This window comes from Ructibacterium gallinarum, from assembly GCF_014982785.1.
Classification (GTDB): domain Bacteria; phylum Bacillota; class Clostridia; order Monoglobales; family Monoglobaceae; genus Ructibacterium; species Ructibacterium gallinarum.
Window position 1 is genome coordinate 42,795 of record NZ_JADCKB010000012.1, and the last position, 22,841, is coordinate 65,635.

Consider the following 22,841-nt stretch of genomic DNA (forward strand, 5'->3'; position numbering starts at 1 on the left):
CCTTTGTAAAAAGGAGAAGAAGATGGCAGAGAAAAAGTATGATGTTTTGATTGTCGGTGGCGGAATCTCCGGGGCGGCTGCGGGGATAGCGGCGGCCCGGATGGGAGCGGACTGCCTGCTGGTGGAGCAGTATGGTTTTTTGGGAGGAATGCTCACGGCAGGCGGTGTGGGGCCGATGATGACCTTTCACGCAGGCAGCTTGCAGGTGGTGCGGGGGATCTGCGAAGAGGTGGTGGCACGTATGAAGCAAAAGGGCCAGTCCCCCGGCCACATTCCGGATTCTACCGGCTATACCTATTCGGTGACCCCCTTTGACGCAGAGGGCATGAAGGAGACGCTGGAGGAGATGTATCTGGAGGCGGGCGGCAGGCTTTTGTATCACACAGCGGCGGCGGGGGTGACCTGCCGGGGAAACAGACTGCAGGAGATTACGGTTGCCAACAAGGCGGGGCTCAGCCGGCTGCGGGCGGATATCTGGATCGACGCCACCGGCGACGGGGATCTGTGTCAGTGGGCAGGTGTGCCCATGGAAAAGGGCCGGCCGGAGGACGGAAAGAATATGCCCCTTACCATGAATATCAAGATGGGAAATGTGGATACCCAAAAGGTGCGGGAATATATGCGGGGGCATCTGGATCAGTTCACCCATTTAAACGCCCAAAACGTGGATTTGATAGACCGGGCGGTGCGGCTGTCGGTCAGCGGATTCCACCGGGAATTCCGGCAAGCCCTTGCGGAAAACCGTGTGTTTTCGGTCAGGCGGGATCTGTTGTTTTTTGAGACCAACACGCCGGGAGAGGTCATTGTCAATACCGCAAGCGTCTGCGGCTGTGACCCCACGGACCCGTGGGCGCTCAGCCAGGCGGAGACCCTGGGACGGCAGAGAGCGGCCGCACTTGCCAGATTTATCAAGGCAGAGATACCGGGGTTTCAGCAGGCAAGGGTTTTGCAAACCGGACCGGCCATCGGAGTCAGAAGCAGCCGGCGGCTGTGCGGCAAATACTGCCTGACGGCAGAGGACATCCTGACCGGGAAACGGTTTTGGGATGCGGTGGCATACGGTGGCTATCCGGTGGACGTCCCGCCGCCTTCCGGGGACAAAGACCGTGTGCACGCCGGCAGAATGCAGAAGATCCGGCGCCTGACCGGGGGCGAGGTCTATGGGGTGCCGTATCGGTGCCTGCTCAATGACACCATAGAAAACCTGATTGCGGCAGGCCGGTGTATTTCCGCCTCTTTTGAGGCGCAGGGCGCCATTCGGGTCACGCCCATTGCGGGTGCCATAGGCCAGGCCGCCGGGGTGGCGGCAGGCATGGCGGCGGCAGAGAAGAAGCTGCCGGCAGAGCTCAGTGCGTCAGAGCTCAGAAAAAATTTGATCAGCCAGGGAGCATTTTTGCTTCCGGAGGAGGAAGAGCATGAAGAGAACGTTTGAAATGATAGAAACCCGGGAAGATTGGGATGTTATTGTTTGCGGCGGGGGCCCGGCGGGCTGTGCGGCTGCGGCGGCAGCGGCACGGATGGGGGCAAAAACCCTGCTGCTGGAGGCAACGGGAGCCCTGGGCGGAATGGGGACCATGGGGCTGGTGCCGGCATGGTGTCCCTTTTCCGATCAGGAAAAGATGATTTACCGCTCCATTGCTAAGGAGGTGTTTGACGCCTTAAAAGCGGATATGCCCTATGTTCCGTCGGCACGGCTGGACTGGGTTCCCATAGACAGCGAAAAGCTGAAGGGGATTTATGACCGGCTGGTTGTGGACAGCGGTGCGGTCTGCCTGTTCTTTTCGCAGGTCTGCGGGGCAGAGGCAGAGGACGGCCGCATCCGCCGTATTTTGGTTTGCCAAAACGGGGATTTGAAGATTTATCAGGCAAAGACCTATATAGACTGCACGGGAGAAGGGATTCTCTCCCGCAAAGCGGGGGCGCAGATGGTGACGGAGGAGACGGTGCGCCAGCCGGCCACCCACTGTTTTGCTTTGGGGAATGTGGATCTGTTTGCGTTTCAGCACGGACCGAATATGCACGGAAGCAAGGCGGAAAGTCCGATTCATGCCATTGTGGCCTCCGGAAAATATCCACATATTCAGGACACCCATATCTGCTGCAATGTGGTGGGTCAGGGTACAGTAGGCTTTAACGCAGGGCATCTGTGGGAAGCGGACCCCGATGTGCCGGAGCAGATCTCCAGAGCAATGACAGAGGGTCGGGCGGCGGCCAGAGAGTACCGGGACGCATTGGCAGAATTTCACCCCACAGCATTTGGCAATGCGCATCTGGCAAGCACAGCGCCCCTGATGGGGATCCGGGAGAGCAGGCAGGTGCTTGGGGACTATGTCCTGACAGCCGATGACTATTGCAAAAGGCGGTCATTCCCCGACGAGATTTGCCGGAATTCCTATTATGTAGATGTGCATTATTCCAAGGAAGAGGCGGCGCTGATCGCCCAGGGGAAAAAAGAAGCGGTAGGTCGGCCGGAGCGGTATGGTCCCGGAGAGTCGTACGGAATTCCGTACCGGTGTCTGACCCCGGTGGGATTTTCCAATTTACTGGTGGCGGGGAAGATCATTTCCTGTGACCGGATGGCCCAGGGCAGTGCCCGTGTTATGCCGGTTTGCCTATGTACCGGAGAGGCCGCAGGTGTGGCGGCGGTGCTGGCAGACGGCGGCAATGTCCATGAGATTTCCACAGAAAAGCTGCGGGAGCGGTTAAAGGAAAACGGCGCATACCTGCCGGATGCAGAGTAGGAGGGAAAAGAATGGAGCAGAGGAAAACCATTATGGAAAAAATCACTGACCGGGTGATTTACGGAAACGACACCAGCTGGAACATGGATATAGAGCGGTTTGACTGGGGTCCGGGCGTGGGACTGTATGGGATATGGAAGGCCTGGCAGGCGACGGGAAAGGAAGAATATCTGCGGTTTTTGGAGGAATGGATCAACAGGCATCTCAAGGAAGCGTATGTGCAAAAAACGGTCAATTCCACTGCGCCTTTGCTAACGGTTCTAACCATGTGGGAACAGAAAGGCAACGAAGCATGGCTGCGGGTGTGCGAGGAGATTGCCGCCTTTTTGTTGGAGAAGGCGCCCCGGACCAAAGACGGGGGACTGGAGCACACGGTGACGGAAGCCGGCGCAGGATTTTCTCAGCAGATGTGGGCGGATACCTTATTCATGGTCTGTGTCTTTATGGCCCGGCTGGGGCGGGTCACCGGCGATTTGCGCTATATTGCCTTCAGCCGCCGGCAGCTGGCAGATCACCTGCGTGTCCTCAGGGACGAGGAAACGGGATTGTATTTTCACGCCTGGGACTGTGCCGGGCAAAATCATATGAGCGGGGTCCGCTGGGGCCGTGCCAACGCCTGGATTTTGTACAGTACGGCGCTGATTCTATCTGCCATTGAGGGCACGGAGCAGGAATGGCGGCAGTTTGCCCAAAGTGCGGCGGCCATGCGGGCGGTTCAGCGGGAGAACGGGGCCTTTGGGACAATTTTGAACGACCCATCCTCCTATGATGAGATCTCCGCCACGGCTGGGATTGCGGCAGGCATGGCGCTGGGAAGAGCCTGCGGCGTGCTGGGCAGGGAGTATGATTTGTCCATAGAAAAGGCGCTGCAGGCCGTATCTGCGGCGGTGGGAGAAAATGGAGAGGTGGGCGGCGTATCTGGCGGCACGCCGGTCATGCCCAGTGCGGAAGAATACCGGACCATCCGCATCCAGCCCACCCTATACGGACAGGGGCTTGCGGCGGCGGCGCTGGCAGAGGCAGGCAGAGGAAAAACGGAGAACGCCCCCCAGAGCTCTGCGGTGCGGTAACAAGGCATAAAAAAACACCTGCGGCAGCAAAAAGCTGCGTTTGGCAGGTGTTTTTTTGTTGGATCAAAGCAGCAAACAGGCCGCCGCTTCGGGCTGGGCGTCCGCAAGGGGGCGGTAGGAGATGGTTCTTGTTTCGCCCGGCATCATGAAAAAATAGTTGTCTTCAAAAATGCCGCCTGTACAGCAGACCAGATGCAGATAGTGGTCTGAGACAAGGGTCAGATGGTTTGCATCTTGGGCGGCAATGTCTACCGGAACGGCTTGGGAGAGCCGTAGATTTCCCTGCTTATAAAAAGCACGGTCAATGATCTCCCCGCCGCCAACTTCCCCGCCGGAGATACTGCCCCCGCCGGCAACGCCCATACCGTCAACACTCCCGCCGGCAGTTTCCCCGCCGGCAACTTCCCCGCCGGGAATACCGCCCCCGCCGGCAACTTCCCCGCCGGTAACGCCCATACTGGGAACCTCCCCGCCCTCCGCACTGCGGAGCTCGCTGATCAGCAGTCCGTGGGGGCCAAGGCCGGAGAGTGGAAAGGCAGTGACAATACAGCTGGTATTTGCGGCGGCCAGAACCGCCTGGGTGCTGACGGTGCAGAAGCTGTGGCGGCTGTAGTCCAGAACATGGACCGACAGACGGACGGTGCGGGAAAGGGGGCTGTCATTGCAGAGATAGACGTTTAGCATATCCCCTTCCCTGTCAATGGAAGTCATAACGGGTTTGGCACAGCGCCGGAAGCTGTAATAGCCGGCTTTGGGGCGGGCGTAATAGTCAAGCAGTGCCCAGCCGGCCGCCGCCGGCCAGCAGTCGTTAAGCATCCAGTAGAGAATGCCGCCGCAAAAGCCCTGATTCCGCCGGGCGTTTTCCATAGACACCCGGATCCATTCATATTGCAGATATTTGAGTTTCATAAGCCGGTCACGGCCATTGCAAAACGGGCCGAAAATATTTTCGGCAAAGCCTTTGATATAGTCAAAAATCTCTTTGGACAAAGCGGGATTGGTCTTGGTGTGGAATCGCCAGATATCCTCGGTTTCCAAAATATCCGCCCATGTCATAAACTGCCGCAGAGAGGTCTCCTCGGCGGCGCCCAGGCAGGGTTCCTCGGCGATAAAGCGGGCGGTAAATTCTTTGAGATATTCTTTGTAGTCGTCTGTGACCAAGCACTGATTCAACATGGTACCCAAAAATTGGGTATTGTGGGTGGTGCCTGCGGTTTTGGAGGCATAGCGGTTACCGCCCCAGGGGCTGGATAAAAGGAAGCGGCGCTGGGGGTCGTATTGGCAGAGCACGGGTGCAATGGCCTTCAGGGCGACGGTGCGGCCGGGGAAATTTTTACAAAGGTCAAAGCCGTTCACGGCGTTTTCGTTGTCGCCGGTCCACCACATCAGGCAGGGGTGGTTGCGCAGCCGGAGGGCGGCGGCCCTGGCCTCTTGCCGAAGGGCTTCCAAGAAGGCGGGGTCCTCTTCGGGGTATTCGCCGCAGGCCATCATAAAGTCTTGGGTCACCATAATCCCCAGCCGGTCACATTCGTCATAGAAGAAGTCCTGCTCAAAAATGCCGCCCCCCCAAACCCGCAGCATATTGATGCCGGCGGCTTTGGCCAGCTCCAGCAGGGCGGTGATTTTTTCGGGTGTTTCTGCTGAGGGAAAGGGCTCGCATGGGACCCAGTTTGCGCCCTTGCAGAAGACTGGGCGGCCATTGACCAAAAGCTGAAAGCCGGAGAAGCTTTGGTTTTTGTCATATTGGGGTCCGCCGGCGCACTGCTGAAGCTGCCGGCATTTTTGGGCAAAATCGCTGTCCGGGGCGTCCGGCGCCTGCAGGATCCGGGCGGTAACAATTCCAAATTTCTGCACGCAGGCCATTTGTCCGTCAATCCGGACCTGCAGTTCATAAAGGGGCTGTCTGCCCCAGCCGTTGGGCATCCAAAGGGCAGGGGAGAGAATATCAAGATAGATTTTGGCAGAGGGTTCTTCGCAATAGAAGCTTTGGCGGCAAACCTCCTGCCCCTTTGGTGACAGGACCAAAATGTCAACATGCCCGCCCAGAGCGGAGCGAAGAAAAGAAAGCTCTGCCACCTCCTGGGCGCTTTGGGCATCGGCGGCCTTGGTGTAAAGATACACCTGCGCAAGGGTCATAGAAGACGAAAACCGCAGATATACAGGCCGATAGATCCCCATGGTCACAAACCGTTCCACCCAGTCCCAGCCATAGGTGCACTGCATACGCCGGCATTCCAGACGCTGGGTGGAGAAAGCGCCCTTTCTGTTCTTGGTAAGGGGCCTTTGCGCAGGCGGAAAAAAGATTACTTCCAAAAGATTTTCCCCTTTCTTCAGAATCCCCTCCGCCGAAAAGGTATAAGGGAGAAACATATCAAAGCAGCGGCCCAAAAGACGGTGGTTGAGATAAATCTCACAGAAGGTATCCAGCCCCTCAAAGACCAGTTCGGGGTTGGCGCCGAGGTCATCAACCACAAAGCGGCGGCTGTAGCGAAAGCTTTTTGACTCGACCCACTGGCAGGAAAGGGCGTTGTCCCGCCAGAAAAGGTCGGCGGGCAAAAGACCGTGCCGGATCAGGTCGGTATGGACACAGCCGGGTACGGTGCCGGGAAAGGAGATGGGGTTGCCCCGAGAGTCCTCGCCCTGACACTGCCAGCTGCCGTTCAGACTTATTTTTTGATACATCATACAAATCCTCCTCCTGTAACCAGGTTATCATACCACAAAAAGGGCAGGGGGAAAATGGGTAAAACTACGTTTTTATGGTAGATTCCTTGGGAAAAAAAGCGGCGGGGAAAAGGCGCCGGGGTATCCATATAAACAATTGTGTGATTGAAAAAAAAGATAGATTTTGATATAATAAAAATAGAAAATAAGATTGTGTTTCATGCCCAGAAGTTGAATGCAACGAACATAGATGGTTAGTGTGAAATTAAGAGCCATTTTGCAATATATGAACAGTGGCCCAAGTCAAGCGAATGTACAAAAAGCTCTAGCCATGTAAAGATATCAGCAAAACATATATGGTCTGAGTGCTTAGAACTTGTTGAGGATTATCGTCACACTTCAAAGAATAAAGAATTGTATGAACAAAGGAAACAAATGAAAGAGCGAGTATTTGCCAAAGCCAAAGAAAAATACGCAATGGAATATATTTTTATCAAAAATTTTTCAGCTGTGTAATCAGCCACTGCCGGCCGTCCATGGCCCACGAGGCGTCTTGATGATAGTATAAAATAAAATCCACTCGACCCAGCAGGGAACGCAGATAGTGCTCTGGGGTATCTGCTATGTTTTGCCGGGACATATGGGCGGTTATGCCGTATTTTTGGCAATAATAAATTTCCTGCTTCACCTGCCGCCGGTATGCGGAGGGAACAGAAACCTGCTGGTTGACCACAAGCCCAGTAACCGTTTGGCGTCTGCTTTGCGAAAGCAGGCGTGTTTTTTTGGGATTGAGATAAAAGCCTTCTTGGTAAAGGGCACCCTTTACAAATTCATATAAAGAAACGGGGTCAAAGCTGCCAGAAAAGGTTAAATCATCACAATACCGAGAATACCGGATGTGCCGCTGGCGGCACCACGCGCAAACTTTTTCGTCAAAATCCTTTAACACCAGGTTGGCAATCACAGGTGAAGTAGGAGCCCCTTGAGGAAGGCGGTCACGATAATAGCAGAGCATGGTCAGAAGAATTCGCAGAGAGGGACTGTAGATGATTTCCGGAAAAGCCTTGTCCTTGACTGTGCTGTAGAGAATGTGGTCAAAAAAATTTTGAATATCCATCTGATAAACCAGCTTCTGCCCCGCATGCAGGCGGGCGTGCTGCGCTATGCTGGTGCCAAAGCGGTATGCCGCCGCACAGGGAGAAACCGGCATATGGCATAAAAGATTACGATAAATCGAACGCTGAATGGATTTTAAAAGGGGATCCGGGACAGAAAGAAGGCGGGTTTTCCCACCGCAGGCAAAGGAGACTTGTTCATAATGCCGGTCAGTTTGGTAACTGACAGCATATAGGGTTTTGGGCGAAAAGCCCAAATCCTTTGCCAAAGTATCAATACTGCGGTATATGATCATATGGTTTGGCCCCTTTCTGCGGCTGAAGCCGTACAAAATGTGCATAGAAAGAGGAAAGGGCGCATTTTTTTGTTGCAAACGCAGTTTGCGGGAATGCGGTTTTTCCGCTTTCTTGAGCGCAGCGAATCTGCGATAATAAAGAAAAAACCGGGCGCGACTCGCGCCCGGTGTCATGATGACTTGACTACGGCTTCAGCCGTTCATGCCGGAGGCGTGAATCAACAGAAAGTGCTTTATGGTAGTATAGCATAGCCCAAGGAAAAAGGCAAGCGTTGTTTCACGTAATATCGGAAACAACTTATCCATTTTGAAATTTCCGCATCCGGAGGTCCCGACCCACAAAGGGAATGACCGTATAATTGCCCATCAGCCGGGAGGTAAGGCGTCTGCTGTAGATTTGTTCCAGCCCGGCAGGGGTCAGATTGGTAGATAAAATACAGCTTTTTTCCCGGATCAGCCGGGTATTGATCAGATCAAACAGTGCGGCGGCAGAATAGGCTGAAATAAATTCGGTGCCCAGGTCGTCCAAAATCAGCAGGTCTGCATCATAAATATATTGGGCGGTATATTCTGCCCCTTCTTTTTCATCTCCGTCACAGCGGCCAAATTTTAACTTTTCCAGCAGATCAAACAGTTGGAAAGCAGTTTGATAATATACGGTTTTTCCGCGGCTTAAAACATGGTTTGCAATGCAGCTTGAAAGATAGGTTTTCCCCGTACCCGCGCTGCCGGTCAGCAGAAGGTTTGCGTGGGAGGTATCAAAGGTGTCCGCAAAACGCCGGGCAATGTCATAGGCCTTTTTAATACAGGGAAGCACCTCCCGTCCGCCGTCAGAGGGCTGGTCTGCAAAAAGATGAAAATCGGCATGATCAAAGGTCTGTTCCTTCATGTATTCTGTCAAATTGGCATTGGAGCTCACATACAGGCTAATCAGCTGTTTCAGGCAGGTACAGCGGCCGCCGCTTTCGTTGTATCCTGTGTCATGGCAGAGCGGGCAGGTATAAATATCATCCAGATAGGTTTCCGGCAGATGCAGCCGGCGCAGCAGCGCTGCCTTTTCCCCCTGCAATTTTTGTATGGCGGCTTGAATGGTTTCATAATTTTTTCCGTTTTCCAACACACAGCGGGCCAGTGCCGTACCGCATTGTGCCAGCCGGGCTTCCAGTTCAGAAAGCGTGGGGTCGGCTTTTAATACCTGGTTTCTGCGCCGTTCCTGTTCTTCCTGGTTTTGTGTGCGCCTCTGCGCCAGGGCGCGGCCGGCTAAGGTATACGCTGATTCCATATCTTTACACCTCGTTATCCAGCATCATATCCAAAAGCTGTTCCTCCAGCTTGTCATAATCCGTCTGGTTGCTATCTTCATAATTGTTGAATTTACTCTTTTTCGGCAGGGAGCTTTGCTGGGCAGGATCCTTTTGCTGTTTCAGCACACCATTCCATTGTTTTGCCTGTTCCGGGGTGGTAATGCCTTCTGCGGCCCAGCTTTCCAGAATTTTGTTCATATAAGCCCAGCTGAGTTTTCCTGTATGAGCTACCGTGCGGTCATAGGCAAGGGGGATAAGATCCAGGGAAATCTGACTATCCTCTGTCCAAAGCTTAATGTATTTTTTCTCGGTAGGCGTTAGGGCTCGGTCATAAATGCCGAGAATACTCCGGATTTTGTGCTCCGCGCTGTCAATGGCCTCCAGTTCCATAACATAGGATTCGGCCGCTTCAAAGGTGTCAATGCCACGGTCCGCCCAGTCAATGGCCACGGTTTCCAGATAGCGGCGGCTGGTTTTTCCGCGTTTTACCGCATAGGACAGCAGCATGGTGACCACCTCTACCGGCAATCCCAGCCAGTCAATGAAGGAGTAAAGCATTTCCATATCCGTGGTAGTCAGTACCCTGCCCAAAACCGTCTCTGCCTGATAAAACAGGCCGGATATCGCTTTATTTTGGGTTGCCGCCGCATCAATTTCCGCCATGGTATAAGACGGACGGGTGACCTGACGCCGTTTTTTGGGTTTGGGAGCAGGCGGGGTTGCCGCCGCAGTTTCCTCCGGAAAACGGTAGCCGTTTTCGTCATAAATCAGTTCGTCCCGGCTGACCCAGAAGTCCAGAATAAAAATAACCCGGTCAGCGGTCATACCAAGGCCTTTGGCAATGGCGTCCGGTTTGGGAAAAACTCCGGTTTTGTGGGTTTGGTACTTCACATAAAGATAAACCTGTATGTATTCCGGCCTGGAGAACCGGATATATTTTTCTGCAAAATCATAAGAAACAGGAAATTGTTCCATATTGCGGCAGCCTTCTTTCTGAAAATAAATAATGGGTTTTCGCCCTGATGGAAAGCGCCGTACAGGAACTTATTTTCCCACACAGAAGCGGGAAAACACCTGATCAATAATTTCTTCCTGTACGGTTACGCCAGTAATCTCTCCCAAAGCGGAGAGCGCGTCTTCCAGATCAACATACAAAAGATCATATGGCAGATCTGCGCTGTCTGCCTCGGCAGCGCGGGCAATTGCGTCCCGGGATTTTAAAAGCGCATCGCGCTGTCGGGTATTGCTCAAATAAACCTCCCCCGGGTTTAAATGGCCGCTGAGGAACATACGGCTGATCGCGGTTTCCAGGGTATCAATGCCGATGACCGGGCCGTCCTTGGGGGCGGCAGTTTGAATAATATTTTGAAGGGCAATTCCCAGTTCCTGCCGGGCTTCTTCCGGTGTGATCCGCGCTTCCCGGTCGGTCTTGTTCAAAAGTAGGAGGAAGTGCTTATCTTTTAATTGTTCTGCAATTTTCTTATCTTCTTCGGTAATACCCTCGGCGCTGTCAATGACAAACAGGCAGAGGTCCGCCTCCCGGGCGTGGGAGAGGGCACGTTCAATGCCAATTTGTTCCACTTCACCTGCGCCGGAACGGATTCCGGCGGTGTCCAGAAGCCGGAGGGAAATGCCGCCAATGCGGATATATTCTTCAATTACGTCCCGGGTGGTTCCGGGAATGTCTGTGACAATGGCCCGGTCACTGCGGGACAAGGCGTTAAGAAGGGAGGATTTCCCCACATTGGGTCTGCCGATGATCACGGTCAGAATGCCGTCACGGAGCATCCGCCCGGTTTCAAAGCCATCCAGCAGTGCCTGAATTTTTGCCTGCAAAGACTGTAGTGCCGCGGCGGTTTCTCCGGGCGCAGGAGGGTCGATTTCCTCGGGATAATCGGCAGCAGCGGAAATACGGGCGGTAACTGCCATGAGATCTTCCCGCAGGGCATCAATCTTTTTTGCCAAAGCGCCGCCTAACGAGCGAGCCGCGTTCTGCAATCCCAGGCCGGACCGGGAGTCAATCATATCCATCACAGCCTCTGCGCCGGTCAGGTCGGTCTTTCCGTTTAAAAATGCCCGGCGGGTAAATTCGCCGCTTTCAGCCAGTCGTGCGCCGGCGGCCAGCAATTCGGTCAAAATTTTACTGGCGGCAAAAAAGCCGCCGTGGCAGTGGATTTCTGCTACATCCTCGCCGGTATAGGAGCGGGGCGCGCGCATGATGACCGCCAGTGCCTGATCAATCAGCGCATCCGGATGCCCAAAACAGTGAATGCAGCACAGGGTCAGTTTGCGGTCCTCCAGTTTGGGAAGGGGTTTCCCACTGGGGGCAGCTGCAACCTGTGTTATAATTTCTTCGGCCCGGCTGCCGCTGAGCCTTAAAATGGCAATGCCACCCGATCCAATGGGGGTGGCGATTGCGGCAATAGTATCATGCAGTTTCATAAGGACAAACCTCTAATTCTTTTTGATGTTCTCTACCAGCTCACGGATGGTAGCGTTCAGTTCTGTATCCCCGCTCAAGTTCTGCCGGATCTTTTTGACAGCAGTCATAACGGTGGAATGGTCACGGTGAAATTCCTCGCCGATTCTGGGATAGGATTCATCCAGCACCTCCCTTGCAAGGTACATTGCGATATGCCGGGGATAGGCAATATCATTGGACCGGCGTTTGGTGACCAGAGAACCGCTGGGCAGCCGGAAATATTTTTCCACCTCGTCAATGATCACTCCAATGGTAATATCCCTCTGGGGCAGGGTGGAAAGAATTTCTTTTAATGCCTTCTGTGCCAGCTCCATAGAAATGGTATTGGTTCGTTCAATTCCGGCATAGGCCAGAATACGTTTGACTGCGCCTTCCAAATCCCGTACATTGGATTTGATGTTGTTTGCCACATACTCCACAATTTCTTCGTCAAAGGTAAAGTATTCTTCTTCAATTTTGGAACGCAGAATCGCCAGCCGGGTTTCATAATCCGGCGGCTGAATGTCTGCCAGCAGGCCCATCTGGAATCGACCTTTCAGCCTGTCCGCCAGGTGCGGTGTTTCAGACGGTAGGCGGTCCGAGGTGAGAACAATCTGTTTCCCTGCCTCAAATAAAGTGTTAAAGGTATGGAAAAATTCCTCTTGCGCCAATTCCTTGGTGGCCAGAAACTGAATATCATCCATCAAAAGCAGGTCGACAGTGCGGTGCTTGTTCCGAAAATCCTGATTGGTCTTTTCCCGGATGGCAATTACCAGTTCATAGGTGAACTTTTCACTTGTGGTATAAAGAATTTTTTTATCCGGGTAGTTTTTAAGGAAATAATTCCCGATTGCTTGAAGCAGATGGGTTTTGCCCAAGCCGCTTCCGCCGTAAATAAACAGAGGGTTATATTTCTGGGACGGGGATTCGGCTACAGCCAGGGACGCCGCGTGCGCCAGGTTATTGTTATTGCCCACCACAAAGGATTCAAAGGAATATTTGGGGTTTAAGAAATTCTGCTCCCGAATGGGATCGGTATTTTCTTTGTCTGATGAATCCGGCGTATCGCAGATGACCTCTATCTCGCAGGGATGTCCTGCGGCAAGTTCAATACAGCTTTCCAAAAGCGAACGAAATTTTGTCATCAGCATGTTTTTATTCAGGCTTCCCGGCACAGCAAGACGAATGTGGGTCTCGGTAAGCGCTATGGGACGTATGGGCTTAATCCATGTGTCAAAGGACACACTGGAAATTTCCTGTGCGAGTTCGTTTAAAACCTGTTTCCAAATGGTTGTGAGTTGATCCAATGCGGACGGCCTCCTGTCTGGTAATTCTTCGATTTATAATATATAAGCATACGGAGCAGGGGAAAAGAAAATGCAGTGCGAAATCAAAATGCTAAAAATGCAGTGCCTGCCGCGGTGATCGGATAACTTCCCTGTCCGTTTTCCTGCGGTAACATCTATCATAACAGATATTAAAAAAAAATTCAACACCCAAAAATTCAAAAATTTCCGGCAAAAAATTCTATAAATTGACGGAATACAAAATATAGAAGAAGTGAAAAAGGAAAATAACAAGATGTACGGTTTTATTTTCAGGAAGGCGGAGAAAAAATTTTTTCTGGCAAAAGGTACTTGACAAGCGGCATATTGCGTGATAAAATAGTACAGATTCTGTTATTGAATATTATTGTGGGAGATTTTCCACTTTCTACGATGATTTGTAAGGAGGGATAGCAATGCTGAGAACATACCAGCCGAAAAAGCGGCAGCGTGCCAAGGAACATGGATTCCGCAAGAGAATGAGCACCAAGAACGGCCGTAAGGTTTTGGCGAGAAGAAGACTGAAGGGCAGAAAGAAACTGTCTGCATAAGAAAAATTTGGCAGGCATTGCCATTGGCCATTGCGTTCCGGCGGCGCGCTGCCGGACGCTCGAATTGGCAGTCTGCGGCAGTTCGGGAAACAGAACAAAGAAAAAGTTTTTCGACAGTCTAAAGGCGCCACAGGCGTCTTTTTGTCTATATATGGAAGAATACCGGAAGACAGGACAGGTTATGAAAATCATAAGTTTAACACAAAATGCGCAGTTTCGGCGGCTATACCGCCGGGGAAAATCCGTTGTATTGCCTACCATGGTAGTGTATGCCGCCAAGAACCGGGAGGGGATTTCCCGGCTGGGGATCACCGCAGGAAAAAAGGTGGGTGGCGCTGTGGAGCGGAATCGTGCCAAACGCCGGATCCGGGAGATTTACCGGGTGTTTGCCCCCCGGTTGAAGACGGGGTATGATTTTTGCATTGTTGCGCGGGGATTCACGGTAACCGCCCCGCATGATCGTCTAGTCCGTGACTTCTGTGGCGCGGCGGAAAAGCTGGGAGTGTGGGAGCATGAAATGGCTGCTGATTAGAGGGATCCGGTTTTATCAACGGCACATTTCGCCGCTGAAGAAGCCGTGTTGCCGATTTTATCCCAGTTGTTCCCAGTATGCGGTGCTGGCCATAGAAAAATATGGAGTTTTACGGGGCAGTGTGAAGGCGCTTTGGCGGATTCTGCGCTGTAACCCCTTTGGAAAAGGCGGAATTGATTTTCCGTAGAAAAGACGGGATGTCAGAAGACATCCGCTGAAATGACGATAAGAGGAGGAACGCAGGTGTCCTATATTATGCTTGCTTTGGGGTGGATCCTGAAGCTATGTAATATGCTGGTGGGGAATTATGGCCTTGCCATTATTTTGTTTACCATTCTTGTCAAGGCGATCTTGCTGCCTATGATGGTGAAACAGCAGCGGTCTATGGCGAAGACACAAAAGTTGGCGCCGTTGCTTAATGAGCTGCAGCAGAAATATGCAAATGATAAGGAAAAGCTGAATGCGGAAACCATGAAGCTTTATCAGAAATATAAGGTCAACCCCATGAGCGGCTGCCTGCCGCTTCTGATCCAGCTGCCGATTTTGATGGCCCTTTACTGGGTGGTAAAAAAGCCGGTGGTATATTTGATGGGGTTTGGAGAGGACGAAGTTTGGCGGATCGTCAGTGCCGTGACCCAATGGGCAGAGGGAACGCCGGATGGGCTCAGTCAGTTCTTTACGGCGCTGGGAATTGAAAATATGGAGGCGCTGACTGCCAATAACTATAAGATGTTTGGTATGTACGAGATCCAGATTGCCCGGTTCTTGCACAGCCATCAGGAGATTATGAACAGCCAGTGGATTTTGGAGACCGGGAAAAATTATGATATTATAGATTTTAATTTCCTGGGCCTTGATCTTTCGCAGACGCCGAACCTCAGTGCGTTTTTTGGTCTGTTTATTGGGCAGGTCAAGGAACTTAATGTAAGCACCATAGCGCTTTGGTCCATTCCGGTGCTCTCCGGTGTCAGTTCCTTTGTGGTGTCTAAGCTGTCACAGAAAATGCAGCCAACAACGGCACCGCAGCGCAACGCTAACGGTGAAGAAAAGCCCAATCCCATGCAGTCTATGCTGTTGTTTATGCCGCTGATTTCCGCATGGTTTGCGTTTACGCTTCCGGCGGCGGTAGGCCTTTACTGGATCGTGAGCAATGTGCTCCAGCTGCTGCAGCAGTATGTTTTGATGAAAATTGTAAAAGTGGATTTGACGGATGAACAAATTGAAGGGGAGATCGTCAATGTTAAGAAAAATAGAAAAAAACGCAAAAAGTAAAGAAGAAGCCCTGCAAATGGCGGCGGAGGAGTTTGGTGTTCCTGTAGAGGCACTGTCTTACCGTGTAGAGCGTGAGGTTGGCAAAGGGCTGATGGGCTTGCTTTTGGGTAAAGAGGTGATTATCTCTGCCTGGATCACCAAAGAGGCGGAGGAGGAGGAAGCGCGGCTGAAACAGATCGCTGAAAAGCGCGCGGCTTCGGAGCAGACGAAGCAGGCGAAAAACGGCGGAGCCAATCCTTATGCCCCCAAGGAGGAGCCGGAATTTAAGGACTATGTGGGACCCGAAGGCCGTAAAAAGAAGAGCGCAGCCAAAGAGGTAAAGCCGCAGATAGAAAAGCCGCAAGCGGAGAAACAGCCTGTAGCGGCGCCGGAGAAAAAAGAAGAGGAAATGGCCGAACCGGCAGTTGCTGAAACGGCGGAAAAGCCCAAAGAGGGAGGTTCCAAGAAAAAGCGTGAGGTTACGGAAAAATCCTTAAAGGATGCAGAATATTTTGTAACCGAGCTGGTACATAAGATGGGGCTTACGGATGCCAAGGCAGAGGTGAAAAACACCGGTGAAGCGGTAGACGTTCAGGTATCCGGAGAGCGGATGGGGCTGTTGATTGGCAAGCGGGGCGATACCCTGGATGCGGTACAGTACCTGACCAGTCTGTATGTGAACAAAGAAAAGAATTCTTATATTAAGGTGAATGTGGATACAGAAGGCTACCGGGCAAAGCGGGAAGAGACGCTGGTCAAGCTGGCCAAGGGATTAGAGCGCCGTGTGGTTCGGGAAGGCCGGGCGGTCATGCTGGAGCCCATGTCTCCCAATGAACGCCGGATCATTCATGCAGCTTTGCAAAACAGTACCAAGGTAAAGACTTACAGCGTTGGGGAAGAGCCCCGGCGTAAGGTGGTAGTTGCACTGATTGACGCATAGAGCCAAGAAAAAAAACAGGCCGCAGCTGTTATGCGGCCTTTTTGGTTTTTATGATTGAAAGGTGAAGGGACGGAGAAAATGAGCAGCAGATATTTTGAAAATCGGGAATGTGAGTATTATCCCTGCCATGATACAGAGCATATGAATTGTCTGTTTTGTTTCTGTCCCTTGTATTTCATGCCGGACTGCGGTGGTCGCTATGTTTGGATCAAGAACTGCCGCGGAAAACAGATCAAGGACTGCAGCAGTTGTCTTCTGCCCCACAGAAAAGAAGGGTATGATTACATTCTGGCGCGGCTGGAAGCAGAGACGGACAAAACCGGGCCGCAGAAACCGTGAAAAATTGGCAGATTCGCTGGTGGAATTTTGGAGCAGGCTACTTGAAATTTGACGGTAAATAAGGTAAAATACCATATAAGGAAAAATTCGGAAAAGGGATGATAGGATGCATTTGGAAGAAATTCAAAAGCTGGACGAAAAATATTATATGAATACCTTTGGACAGCGGACCCCGGTATGCTTTACCAAAGGGGAAGGGATTGTCCTGACGGATACCGAAGGAAAAATCTACCGGGATTTTTTTGCGGGGATTGCCGTAAACAGTTTGGGATATGGGCATCCAAAAATGGTGCGGGCCTTGCAGGATCAGGTGGCAAAAATCACCCATGTATCGAATGTGTATTATTCAGAAAATCAGGCGTGTCTGGCACAGAAACTTGTAGAGAACAGCTGCCTTGACCGGATCTTTTTTGCTAATACAGGAGCAGAAGCCAACGAAGGCGCCATAAAGCTGGCGCGAAAATATTTTGTGGAGAAAGATCAGCCAGATCGGCATGAGATTATTACCCTCAAAAATTCCTTTCATGGCCGGACGCTTGCGACGGTGGCGGCAACGGGACAGGAAAAGTACCAGAAGCCCTATCGTCCTTTGCTGGAGAAATTTGTGCATGTAGAGGCCAATGACTGTAAGGCACTGCGCCAAGCGGTCACGCCGAATACGGCGGCGATTATGGTGGAGCTGATTCAGGGCGAGAGCGGCGTATTACCCCTTACCCAGGAATATGTGGATACCATAGCGGAGCTTTGCCAAAAGGAAGGCATCCTTTTGATTATTGATGAGGTACAAACAGGAATCGGCCGTACCGGCAAACTGTTTGCCTATGAGTGGTATGGGATCCAGCCGGATATTATCACTTTGGCAAAAGGTTTGGGCGGCGGAATCCCCATTGGGGCATTTCTGGCAAAGGAAAAGGTAGCGGCGGCCTTTCATCCGGGAGATCATGGAACCACCTTTGGGGGAAATCCTCTGTCTACCCGGGCGGGGCTTGTAGTCATGGAAGAACTGCTGGAAAACGGTTTGCTTCAGCATGCGGCAAACGTCGGCGAATATTTTCAAAAACAGCTGATGGAATTGGCAGAGCGCCATACGGAGATTGAGACGGTGCGCGGCAAAGGCTTAATGCTGGGCGTTGTCTTTCAGGACGAGATCGCAAAGGATGTGGGTACGGCTCTGCGTGGCAAAGGATATCTGGTGGGTGTTGTGGGCACCCGGGTATTGCGGATTGTACCGCCGCTTGTGGTGATGAAGACAGATGTTGACGGATTGATTGAGGCGCTTTCTGCAGTGCTGGAAGAGAGAAAGCAGACGGCGTAAGCGATAGAAAGGAAGGAAAACGATGAAGCATTTTATCAGTATACATGATATTACCCGTGAAGAATTTGACCAGCTGCTGAATCTGGCGCTGAAACTGAAAAAAGAAAACAAAGAAGGAATTGCTCACCCAATTTTAAAGGGAAAGACTTTGGGGATGATTTTTACCAAGTCTTCCACCCGCACCCGTATTTCTTTTGAAGTTGGTATGTATCAGCTGGGCGGACATCCGCTGTTTTTGAATGCCAATGATATGCAGTTAGGCCGGGGCGAGAGCATTTATGATACCGCCAATGTCATGAGTCGGTTTGTGGACGGAATTATGATCCGTACTTATGATCATCAGGATGTACTGGATCTTGCCCGGTATGGCACCGTTCCGGTCATCAATGCGCTGACGGATTATTTACATCCCTGCCAGGCGCTGGCGGATTTGATGACAGTATATGAGCACAAAGGCCGCCTGCGGGGACTGAAGCTTGCCTATGTAGGCGATGGCAACAATGTTGCTCATTCCCTGCTGTATGCCTGTGCCAAGGCCGGCGTAAATATGTCGGTGGCAACGCCGAAAGGCTATGCCTGTGCGCCGGAAGTGGTGAAAAATGCCAAGGAAGACGCGCTGGAAACCGGCGCTGTAATTGTGGAAACGGAAGATCCGGTGGAAGCGGTAAAGGACGCGGATGTGATTTGTACCGACACCTGGGTCAGCATGGGACAGGAAGCAGAAAAGGCAAAAAGAATTGAAATATTTAAGGATTATCAGGTCAATGCGGAACTGTTTGGAAAGGCCAAGGAGGATGCGGTGTTCATTCACTGCCTGCCGGCATACCGCGGCTATGAGGTGACGGAAGATGTTATTGACGGCCCGCGGTCGATTGTATTTGATGAGGCGGAAAACCGGCTTCATGCACAGAAGGCAGTTTTGGCAACATTGATGGTGGATCGGAACTAAAAGAAGAAAGGCATTCCCTGGCTCACGGGAATGCGAAGGATAGATTGTGAGCTGGAAAGGCTGAGGTAAGATGGAAAGTCTGTATGCATTTGAGGTTAAGCATGCAACGGAGGAGGATATTCCTGCCATTCATAAGATAACAAAAGATGCATTTTTGAAATATTGTGAGATGGCGGAATTGGATTATGATATTGAGGCGCTCAATGAAACCTATGAGGACATCCGCCGGGATATCGAAGAAAAAAATGTATTTGTGGTCCGGATCGATGATGAACCGGTTGGCGCAGTGCGTGTGGAATTGCTGCCTGACGGCGAGGCGTATCTGAGCCGGTTTGCGGTGGCGTCTCATCACCGTAACAACGGTATTGGTAAAATATTAATGAATGTGGTGGATAAGATCATGAAAGAACATCATGTTCACATTCTGCGTTTGCACACTGCGGCAAAGGTGGCGGCGCTGATCCGTTTTTACTATGGCAGAGGGTTTTACATTGCCAGTGTAGAGAACAGCCGGGGCTATCCCAGAGCGGAATTGATCAAGGAATACGACTAATGGAGTATGGACTTCCCGGGTTTGGGGAAGCCTGTTGATATATGGCAGAGAAAGGAAGATACCAATGAAAATCAAAGAGTTGTTTGCCGGCCAGGCGGAAGATGGTAAAAGCGTAGAGGTCTGCGGCTGGGTACGAACCCTGCGCGTGTCAAAAAATTTTGGATTTATCGAGCTCAATGACGGCTCTTATTTTAAGAATCTGCAGGTTGTAATTGAGGCGGAGAAGCTGGAGAACTTTGCGGAAATCTCCAAGCAAAACGTGGGAGCGGCCCTGCGGGTCAGCGGTGTTTTGGCGCTGACGCCGGAGGCAAAGCAGCCCTTTGAGGTAAAAGCGGACCGGGTAGAGATCGAAGGGGTCAGCGCACCGGAATATCCGCTGCAGAAGAAGCGGCACTCCTTTGAATACCTGCGCACCATTCCTCATCTGCGGGCGCGGACCAATACTTTTTCCGCAGTGTTTCGTGTGCGGTCGCTGGTGGCCTTTGCCATTCATAAATTCTTTAATGAGCGTGGCTTTGTGTATGTGCATACGCCGCTGATCACCGGCAGCGACTGTGAGGGTGCGGGCGAGATGTTCCAGGTAACCACGCTGGATCAGGACAACCTGCCCCGGGATGAACAGGGCAAGGTGGATTACAGCAAAGATTTCTTTGGACGCCGCACTTCTTTGACGGTCAGCGGACAGTTAGAAGGCGAAGATTTTGCCATGGCCTTTGGGGATATCTATACCTTTGGACCCACCTTTCGGGCGGAAAACTCCAATACCACCCGGCACGCGGCGGAATTTTGGATGATCGAGCCGGAAATCGCCTTTGCGGACTTAAATGATGATATGCGCCTTGCGGAGGATATGCTCAAGTATATCATCCGGTACGTATTGGAAAATGCCCCGGAGGAAATGCAGTTCTTTAACAGCTTTGTGGACAAAGGCCTGCTTGAGCGGCTTGACAATGTGGTGAACAATGAATTTGGCCATGTAACCTATACCGAAGCGATAGAGCTTCTTGAAAAAAGCGGAAAGAATTTTGAATACCCGGTGTCCTGGGGCATGGATCTTCAAACCGAGCACGAGCGGTATCTGACGGAAGAAGTGTTTAAGAAGCCGATTTTCGTGACCGACTATCCAAAGGAGATCAAGGCCTTTTATATGCGGCTCAATGACGATGGTAAAACGGTTGCGGCCATGGATTGTCTGGTTCCCGGTATTGGTGAAATTATCGGCGGAAGCCAGAGAGAAGAACGGCTGGATGTACTCTGCGAGAGAATGAAGGAAATGGGGCTTGCAGAAGATGATTACAGCCACTATTTGGATCTGCGCCGGTACGGCGGCACCAAACACGCAGGCTATGGTCTGGGTTTTGAACGTGCCATTATGTATCTTACCGGCATGAGCAATATTCGAGACGTACTGCCCTATCCCAGAACGGTAAACAGCCTGTATTAATATAGACTTTGAAAAAGAAACGGAGAGAATAGCAATGATTTTCGGAATACCCATTTGGCGGATCATCTTAATCATCACTCTGATTTTTCTGGTAATTAAACGTGCGGATCTGGTTGCGGCTGTCGGCCGGGTGAAATACGGCAAGCGCCAATTTCCGGAAGCAATGAAGATTTTTAAAATTGCGGATAAGATTGGAAATTTGAATATCAGCAACAAGATTACCCTGGGTTATGTCTGTCTGCGCTGCGGCGCACTGGAGGAAGCGCGGAAGAACCTGCGGCTTTGTCTGTCCCTGACCAAACGGGACAGTGCCGACCGGAATCAGGTGAAAAACCTGCTGGCATTGGTCAGCTGGAAAGAGGGAAACCTCAGCGATGCCATTGAAGAACTGGAAGAGGTGATTGCGTCTGGATATAAAAATACGGTGATTTACCAGAATTTAGGGATTTTGTATAACCTCAGCGGAGATAAGGAAAAAGCCCTTGCTTTTAACAAGGAAGGCTATGAATATAACAGTGATGACCATATCATCTGTGACAATCTGGCAGATGCCTACGCAATCAACGGTGAATACGAAAAGGCCGCGGAGATTTATGCCGCGTTGATGGAACAGGATCCGCCGCCCCGGTTCCCGGAGGCGTATTACGGATATGGCAAGGTGCTGATTGCTCTGGGAAGAAAAGAAGAGGGTGTTGCCATGATTGAAAAATCATTGACCAAACCGTTTTCCTATCTCAGCATTTGTCCCCGTGAGGAAATTGAGGAGCTTTGCCGCAGTTACGGCGGTCAGGTTCCGCCGCTGGAGACAGAAGCCGAAGTCACAGCGAAAGCCAAAAAGGAAAAATAATAGAAGCTGGGCATGGATCCGGAAACCAAAAAAGAAAAAACAACTATTGATAAAACATGTTTTGAACAGGATAAGAAAGCCCCGCCGGGAAGATTGCTTCCGGCGGGGCTTGTTGTTTTAGAAGAATCATTTAAATCGGAGCAACGCTCCTGCTAAGCTTGCTTAAAGCAGAGCTTGCGACAGATTGCAACTAGCACAGGAGCGTTAGCTCTTCAGGGTTTTAGAGGGAGATGATACCTCCCTCTGAAACCCTGAAATGGAATCCGCCGCCTACGAGGCGGTGAACATCTGTGCTTAGGTTACAGGATTTTGCTCACATGTCTGGTCACATGGCAGCTGATATTGACGGCACATGGCATACCGGCAATGTGGGTGGGAAAGGTTTCCACCTGCACGCCCAGTGCAGTGGTCACGCCGCCAAAACCCTGAGGGCCGATGTCAAGGCCGTTGATCTTTTCAAGCAAGGTTTTTTCAAGCTCTGCATAATAGGGATCCGGGTTTTGGGATCCAATCTCCCGCAAAAGGGCGGATTTGGCAAGGAGGGCACATTTTTCAAAGGTGCCGCCGATCCCCACGCCCACAACCAGAGGCGGGCAGGGATTGCCCCCTGCAATCCGCACGGTTTCTACTACAAAATCAATAATGCCTTCTAGTCCCTCAGAGGGTTTGAGCATTTTGATCCGGCTCATGTTTTCGCTTCCAAAGCCCTTGGGAGCGAGCTCAATTTCCAGCCGATCACCGGGGACGATCTCCGTGTGGATCACCGCCGGGGTATTGTCGCCGGTGTTACCTCGGCGAATCGGGTCGGCTACCACCGATTTTCGCAGATACCCTTCGGCATAGCCTTTGCGCACGCCCTCGTTGATGGCGTCGGTCAAAAGCCCGCCGGTGATATGTACCTCCTGCCCCAGCTTCAGGAAGAAGACAGCCATTCCCGTATCCTGGCAGATGGGGATTTGCTCTTCCTTTGCAATTTCCGCATTTTTCAAAATATCGGTCAGCATGGATTTGGCGGTTTCGTTGGTTTCACGTGCAAGGCCCTGCTTTAGGGCACAGTGCACGTCAGCGTTTAGGTTGCAGTTGGCCTCAATGCACATATCCCTGACGGTTTGTATGATTTGTTCAGCGGTAATCTCTCTCATGA

At 51.6% G+C, this 22,841-nt stretch carries 23 protein-coding genes; 16 read left to right on the top strand and 7 right to left on the bottom strand.

Annotated elements, in window-relative coordinates; translation table 11 throughout:
* Positions 1 to 22 precede the first annotated feature (22 nt).
* Genes INF28_RS06970 through INF28_RS06980 form a run of 3 tightly spaced genes read left to right on the top strand, consistent with a single transcriptional unit; the run spans position 23 to position 3,811 of the window.
* Complete coding sequence (locus INF28_RS06970; protein ID WP_226392744.1) at positions 23 to 1,432, top strand: FAD-dependent oxidoreductase; 1,410 nt, start codon at positions 23 to 25, stop codon at positions 1,430 to 1,432.
* Positions 1,416 to 2,741, top strand: a complete 1,326-nt coding sequence (locus INF28_RS06975; protein ID WP_226392745.1) for an FAD-dependent oxidoreductase — start codon at positions 1,416 to 1,418, stop codon at positions 2,739 to 2,741. The genes INF28_RS06970 and INF28_RS06975 overlap by 17 nt, the downstream gene beginning before the upstream one ends.
* An 11-nt stretch (positions 2,742 to 2,752) precedes the next feature.
* Complete coding sequence (locus INF28_RS06980) at positions 2,753 to 3,811, top strand: glycoside hydrolase family 88/105 protein (protein WP_226392746.1); 1,059 nt, start codon at positions 2,753 to 2,755, stop codon at positions 3,809 to 3,811.
* Positions 3,812 to 3,874: 63 nt separating this feature from the next.
* Here the strand turns inward: INF28_RS06980 and INF28_RS06985 are convergent, their stop codons facing one another.
* Positions 3,875 to 6,496: a glycoside hydrolase family 2 protein gene (locus tag INF28_RS06985; RefSeq protein WP_226392747.1), complete on the bottom strand. Its 2,622-nt coding sequence runs from the start codon at positions 6,494 to 6,496 to the stop codon at positions 3,875 to 3,877.
* Positions 6,497 to 6,757: 261 nt separating this feature from the next.
* On the opposite strand from INF28_RS06985, the gene INF28_RS06990 reads away from it, so the two are divergent.
* Complete coding sequence (locus INF28_RS06990) at positions 6,758 to 6,991, top strand: transposase (RefSeq protein WP_226392795.1); 234 nt, start codon at positions 6,758 to 6,760, stop codon at positions 6,989 to 6,991.
* Here INF28_RS06990 and INF28_RS06995 read toward each other — a convergent pair.
* From INF28_RS06995 to dnaA, 5 genes are all read right to left on the bottom strand, one after another.
* The gene (locus tag INF28_RS06995) at positions 6,969 to 7,931 is read right to left on the bottom strand and encodes a reverse transcriptase family protein (RefSeq protein ID WP_226392748.1); all 963 of its coding nucleotides are present in this window, start codon (positions 7,929 to 7,931) and stop codon (positions 6,969 to 6,971) included. The genes INF28_RS06990 and INF28_RS06995 overlap by 23 nt on opposite strands.
* A gap of 253 nt (positions 7,932 to 8,184) precedes the next feature.
* Positions 8,185 to 9,168: an ATP-binding protein gene (locus tag INF28_RS07000; RefSeq protein ID WP_226392749.1), complete on the bottom strand. Its 984-nt coding sequence runs from the start codon at positions 9,166 to 9,168 to the stop codon at positions 8,185 to 8,187.
* 4 nt (positions 9,169 to 9,172) lie between these two features.
* Positions 9,173 to 10,165: a DnaD domain protein gene (locus tag INF28_RS07005; protein WP_226392750.1), complete on the bottom strand. Its 993-nt coding sequence runs from the start codon at positions 10,163 to 10,165 to the stop codon at positions 9,173 to 9,175.
* 69 nt (positions 10,166 to 10,234) lie between these two features.
* On the bottom strand, positions 10,235 to 11,632 hold the full coding sequence (gene mnmE, locus INF28_RS07010) for a tRNA uridine-5-carboxymethylaminomethyl(34) synthesis GTPase MnmE (protein ID WP_226392751.1): 1,398 nt from the start codon (positions 11,630 to 11,632) through the stop codon (positions 10,235 to 10,237).
* Between the two features lie 12 nt (positions 11,633 to 11,644).
* Positions 11,645 to 12,958, bottom strand: coding sequence for a chromosomal replication initiator protein DnaA (gene dnaA, locus INF28_RS07015; protein WP_226392752.1), 1,314 nt, complete (start codon positions 12,956 to 12,958; stop codon positions 11,645 to 11,647).
* A 434-nt stretch (positions 12,959 to 13,392) separates the two neighbouring features.
* Between dnaA and rpmH the strand changes: the two genes are divergently transcribed.
* The 12 genes from rpmH to INF28_RS07075 all read left to right on the top strand — a co-directional run bounded on the left by rpmH (position 13,393) and on the right by INF28_RS07075 (position 21,853).
* Complete coding sequence (gene rpmH, locus INF28_RS07020; RefSeq protein WP_226392753.1) at positions 13,393 to 13,527, top strand: 50S ribosomal protein L34; 135 nt, start codon at positions 13,393 to 13,395, stop codon at positions 13,525 to 13,527.
* A gap of 181 nt (positions 13,528 to 13,708) precedes the next feature.
* Positions 13,709 to 14,059: a ribonuclease P protein component gene (rnpA, locus tag INF28_RS07025; protein ID WP_226392754.1), complete on the top strand. Its 351-nt coding sequence runs from the start codon at positions 13,709 to 13,711 to the stop codon at positions 14,057 to 14,059.
* On the top strand, positions 14,040 to 14,246 hold the full coding sequence (gene yidD, locus INF28_RS07030; RefSeq protein ID WP_226392755.1) for a membrane protein insertion efficiency factor YidD: 207 nt from the start codon (positions 14,040 to 14,042) through the stop codon (positions 14,244 to 14,246). Before rnpA ends, yidD begins: the two co-directional genes overlap by 20 nt.
* Before the next feature lie 32 nt (positions 14,247 to 14,278).
* On the top strand, positions 14,279 to 15,331 hold the full coding sequence (locus INF28_RS07035) for a YidC/Oxa1 family membrane protein insertase (RefSeq protein ID WP_226392756.1): 1,053 nt from the start codon (positions 14,279 to 14,281) through the stop codon (positions 15,329 to 15,331).
* On the top strand, positions 15,297 to 16,250 hold the full coding sequence (gene jag, locus INF28_RS07040) for an RNA-binding cell elongation regulator Jag/EloR (RefSeq protein WP_226392757.1): 954 nt from the start codon (positions 15,297 to 15,299) through the stop codon (positions 16,248 to 16,250). The genes INF28_RS07035 and jag overlap by 35 nt, the downstream gene beginning before the upstream one ends.
* A 78-nt stretch (positions 16,251 to 16,328) precedes the next feature.
* Positions 16,329 to 16,589: a cysteine-rich small domain-containing protein gene (locus tag INF28_RS07045; RefSeq protein ID WP_226392758.1), complete on the top strand. Its 261-nt coding sequence runs from the start codon at positions 16,329 to 16,331 to the stop codon at positions 16,587 to 16,589.
* A gap of 106 nt (positions 16,590 to 16,695) precedes the next feature.
* Positions 16,696 to 17,904, top strand: coding sequence for an aspartate aminotransferase family protein (locus INF28_RS07050; RefSeq protein WP_226392759.1), 1,209 nt, complete (start codon positions 16,696 to 16,698; stop codon positions 17,902 to 17,904).
* A gap of 22 nt (positions 17,905 to 17,926) precedes the next feature.
* A complete protein-coding gene (gene argF, locus INF28_RS07055; protein ID WP_226392760.1) occupies positions 17,927 to 18,853 on the top strand; it encodes an ornithine carbamoyltransferase in 927 nt (308 codons plus the stop codon).
* A 70-nt stretch (positions 18,854 to 18,923) separates the two neighbouring features.
* Positions 18,924 to 19,406, top strand: a complete 483-nt coding sequence (locus INF28_RS07060; protein ID WP_226392761.1) for a GNAT family N-acetyltransferase — start codon at positions 18,924 to 18,926, stop codon at positions 19,404 to 19,406.
* 64 nt (positions 19,407 to 19,470) lie between these two features.
* Complete coding sequence (asnS, locus tag INF28_RS07065) at positions 19,471 to 20,850, top strand: asparagine--tRNA ligase (RefSeq protein ID WP_226392762.1); 1,380 nt, start codon at positions 19,471 to 19,473, stop codon at positions 20,848 to 20,850.
* A 34-nt stretch (positions 20,851 to 20,884) separates the two neighbouring features.
* A complete protein-coding gene (locus tag INF28_RS07070; protein ID WP_226392763.1) occupies positions 20,885 to 21,697 on the top strand; it encodes a tetratricopeptide repeat protein in 813 nt (270 codons plus the stop codon).
* Positions 21,698 to 21,709: 12 nt separating this feature from the next.
* On the top strand, positions 21,710 to 21,853 hold the full coding sequence (locus tag INF28_RS07075; protein ID WP_226392764.1) for a hypothetical protein: 144 nt from the start codon (positions 21,710 to 21,712) through the stop codon (positions 21,851 to 21,853).
* A 143-nt stretch (positions 21,854 to 21,996) separates the two neighbouring features.
* Here the strand turns inward: INF28_RS07075 and INF28_RS07080 are convergent, their stop codons facing one another.
* On the bottom strand, positions 21,997 to 22,839 hold the full coding sequence (locus tag INF28_RS07080; RefSeq protein ID WP_226392765.1) for a fumarate hydratase: 843 nt from the start codon (positions 22,837 to 22,839) through the stop codon (positions 21,997 to 21,999).
* Between the last annotated feature and the right edge of the window lie 2 nt (positions 22,840 to 22,841).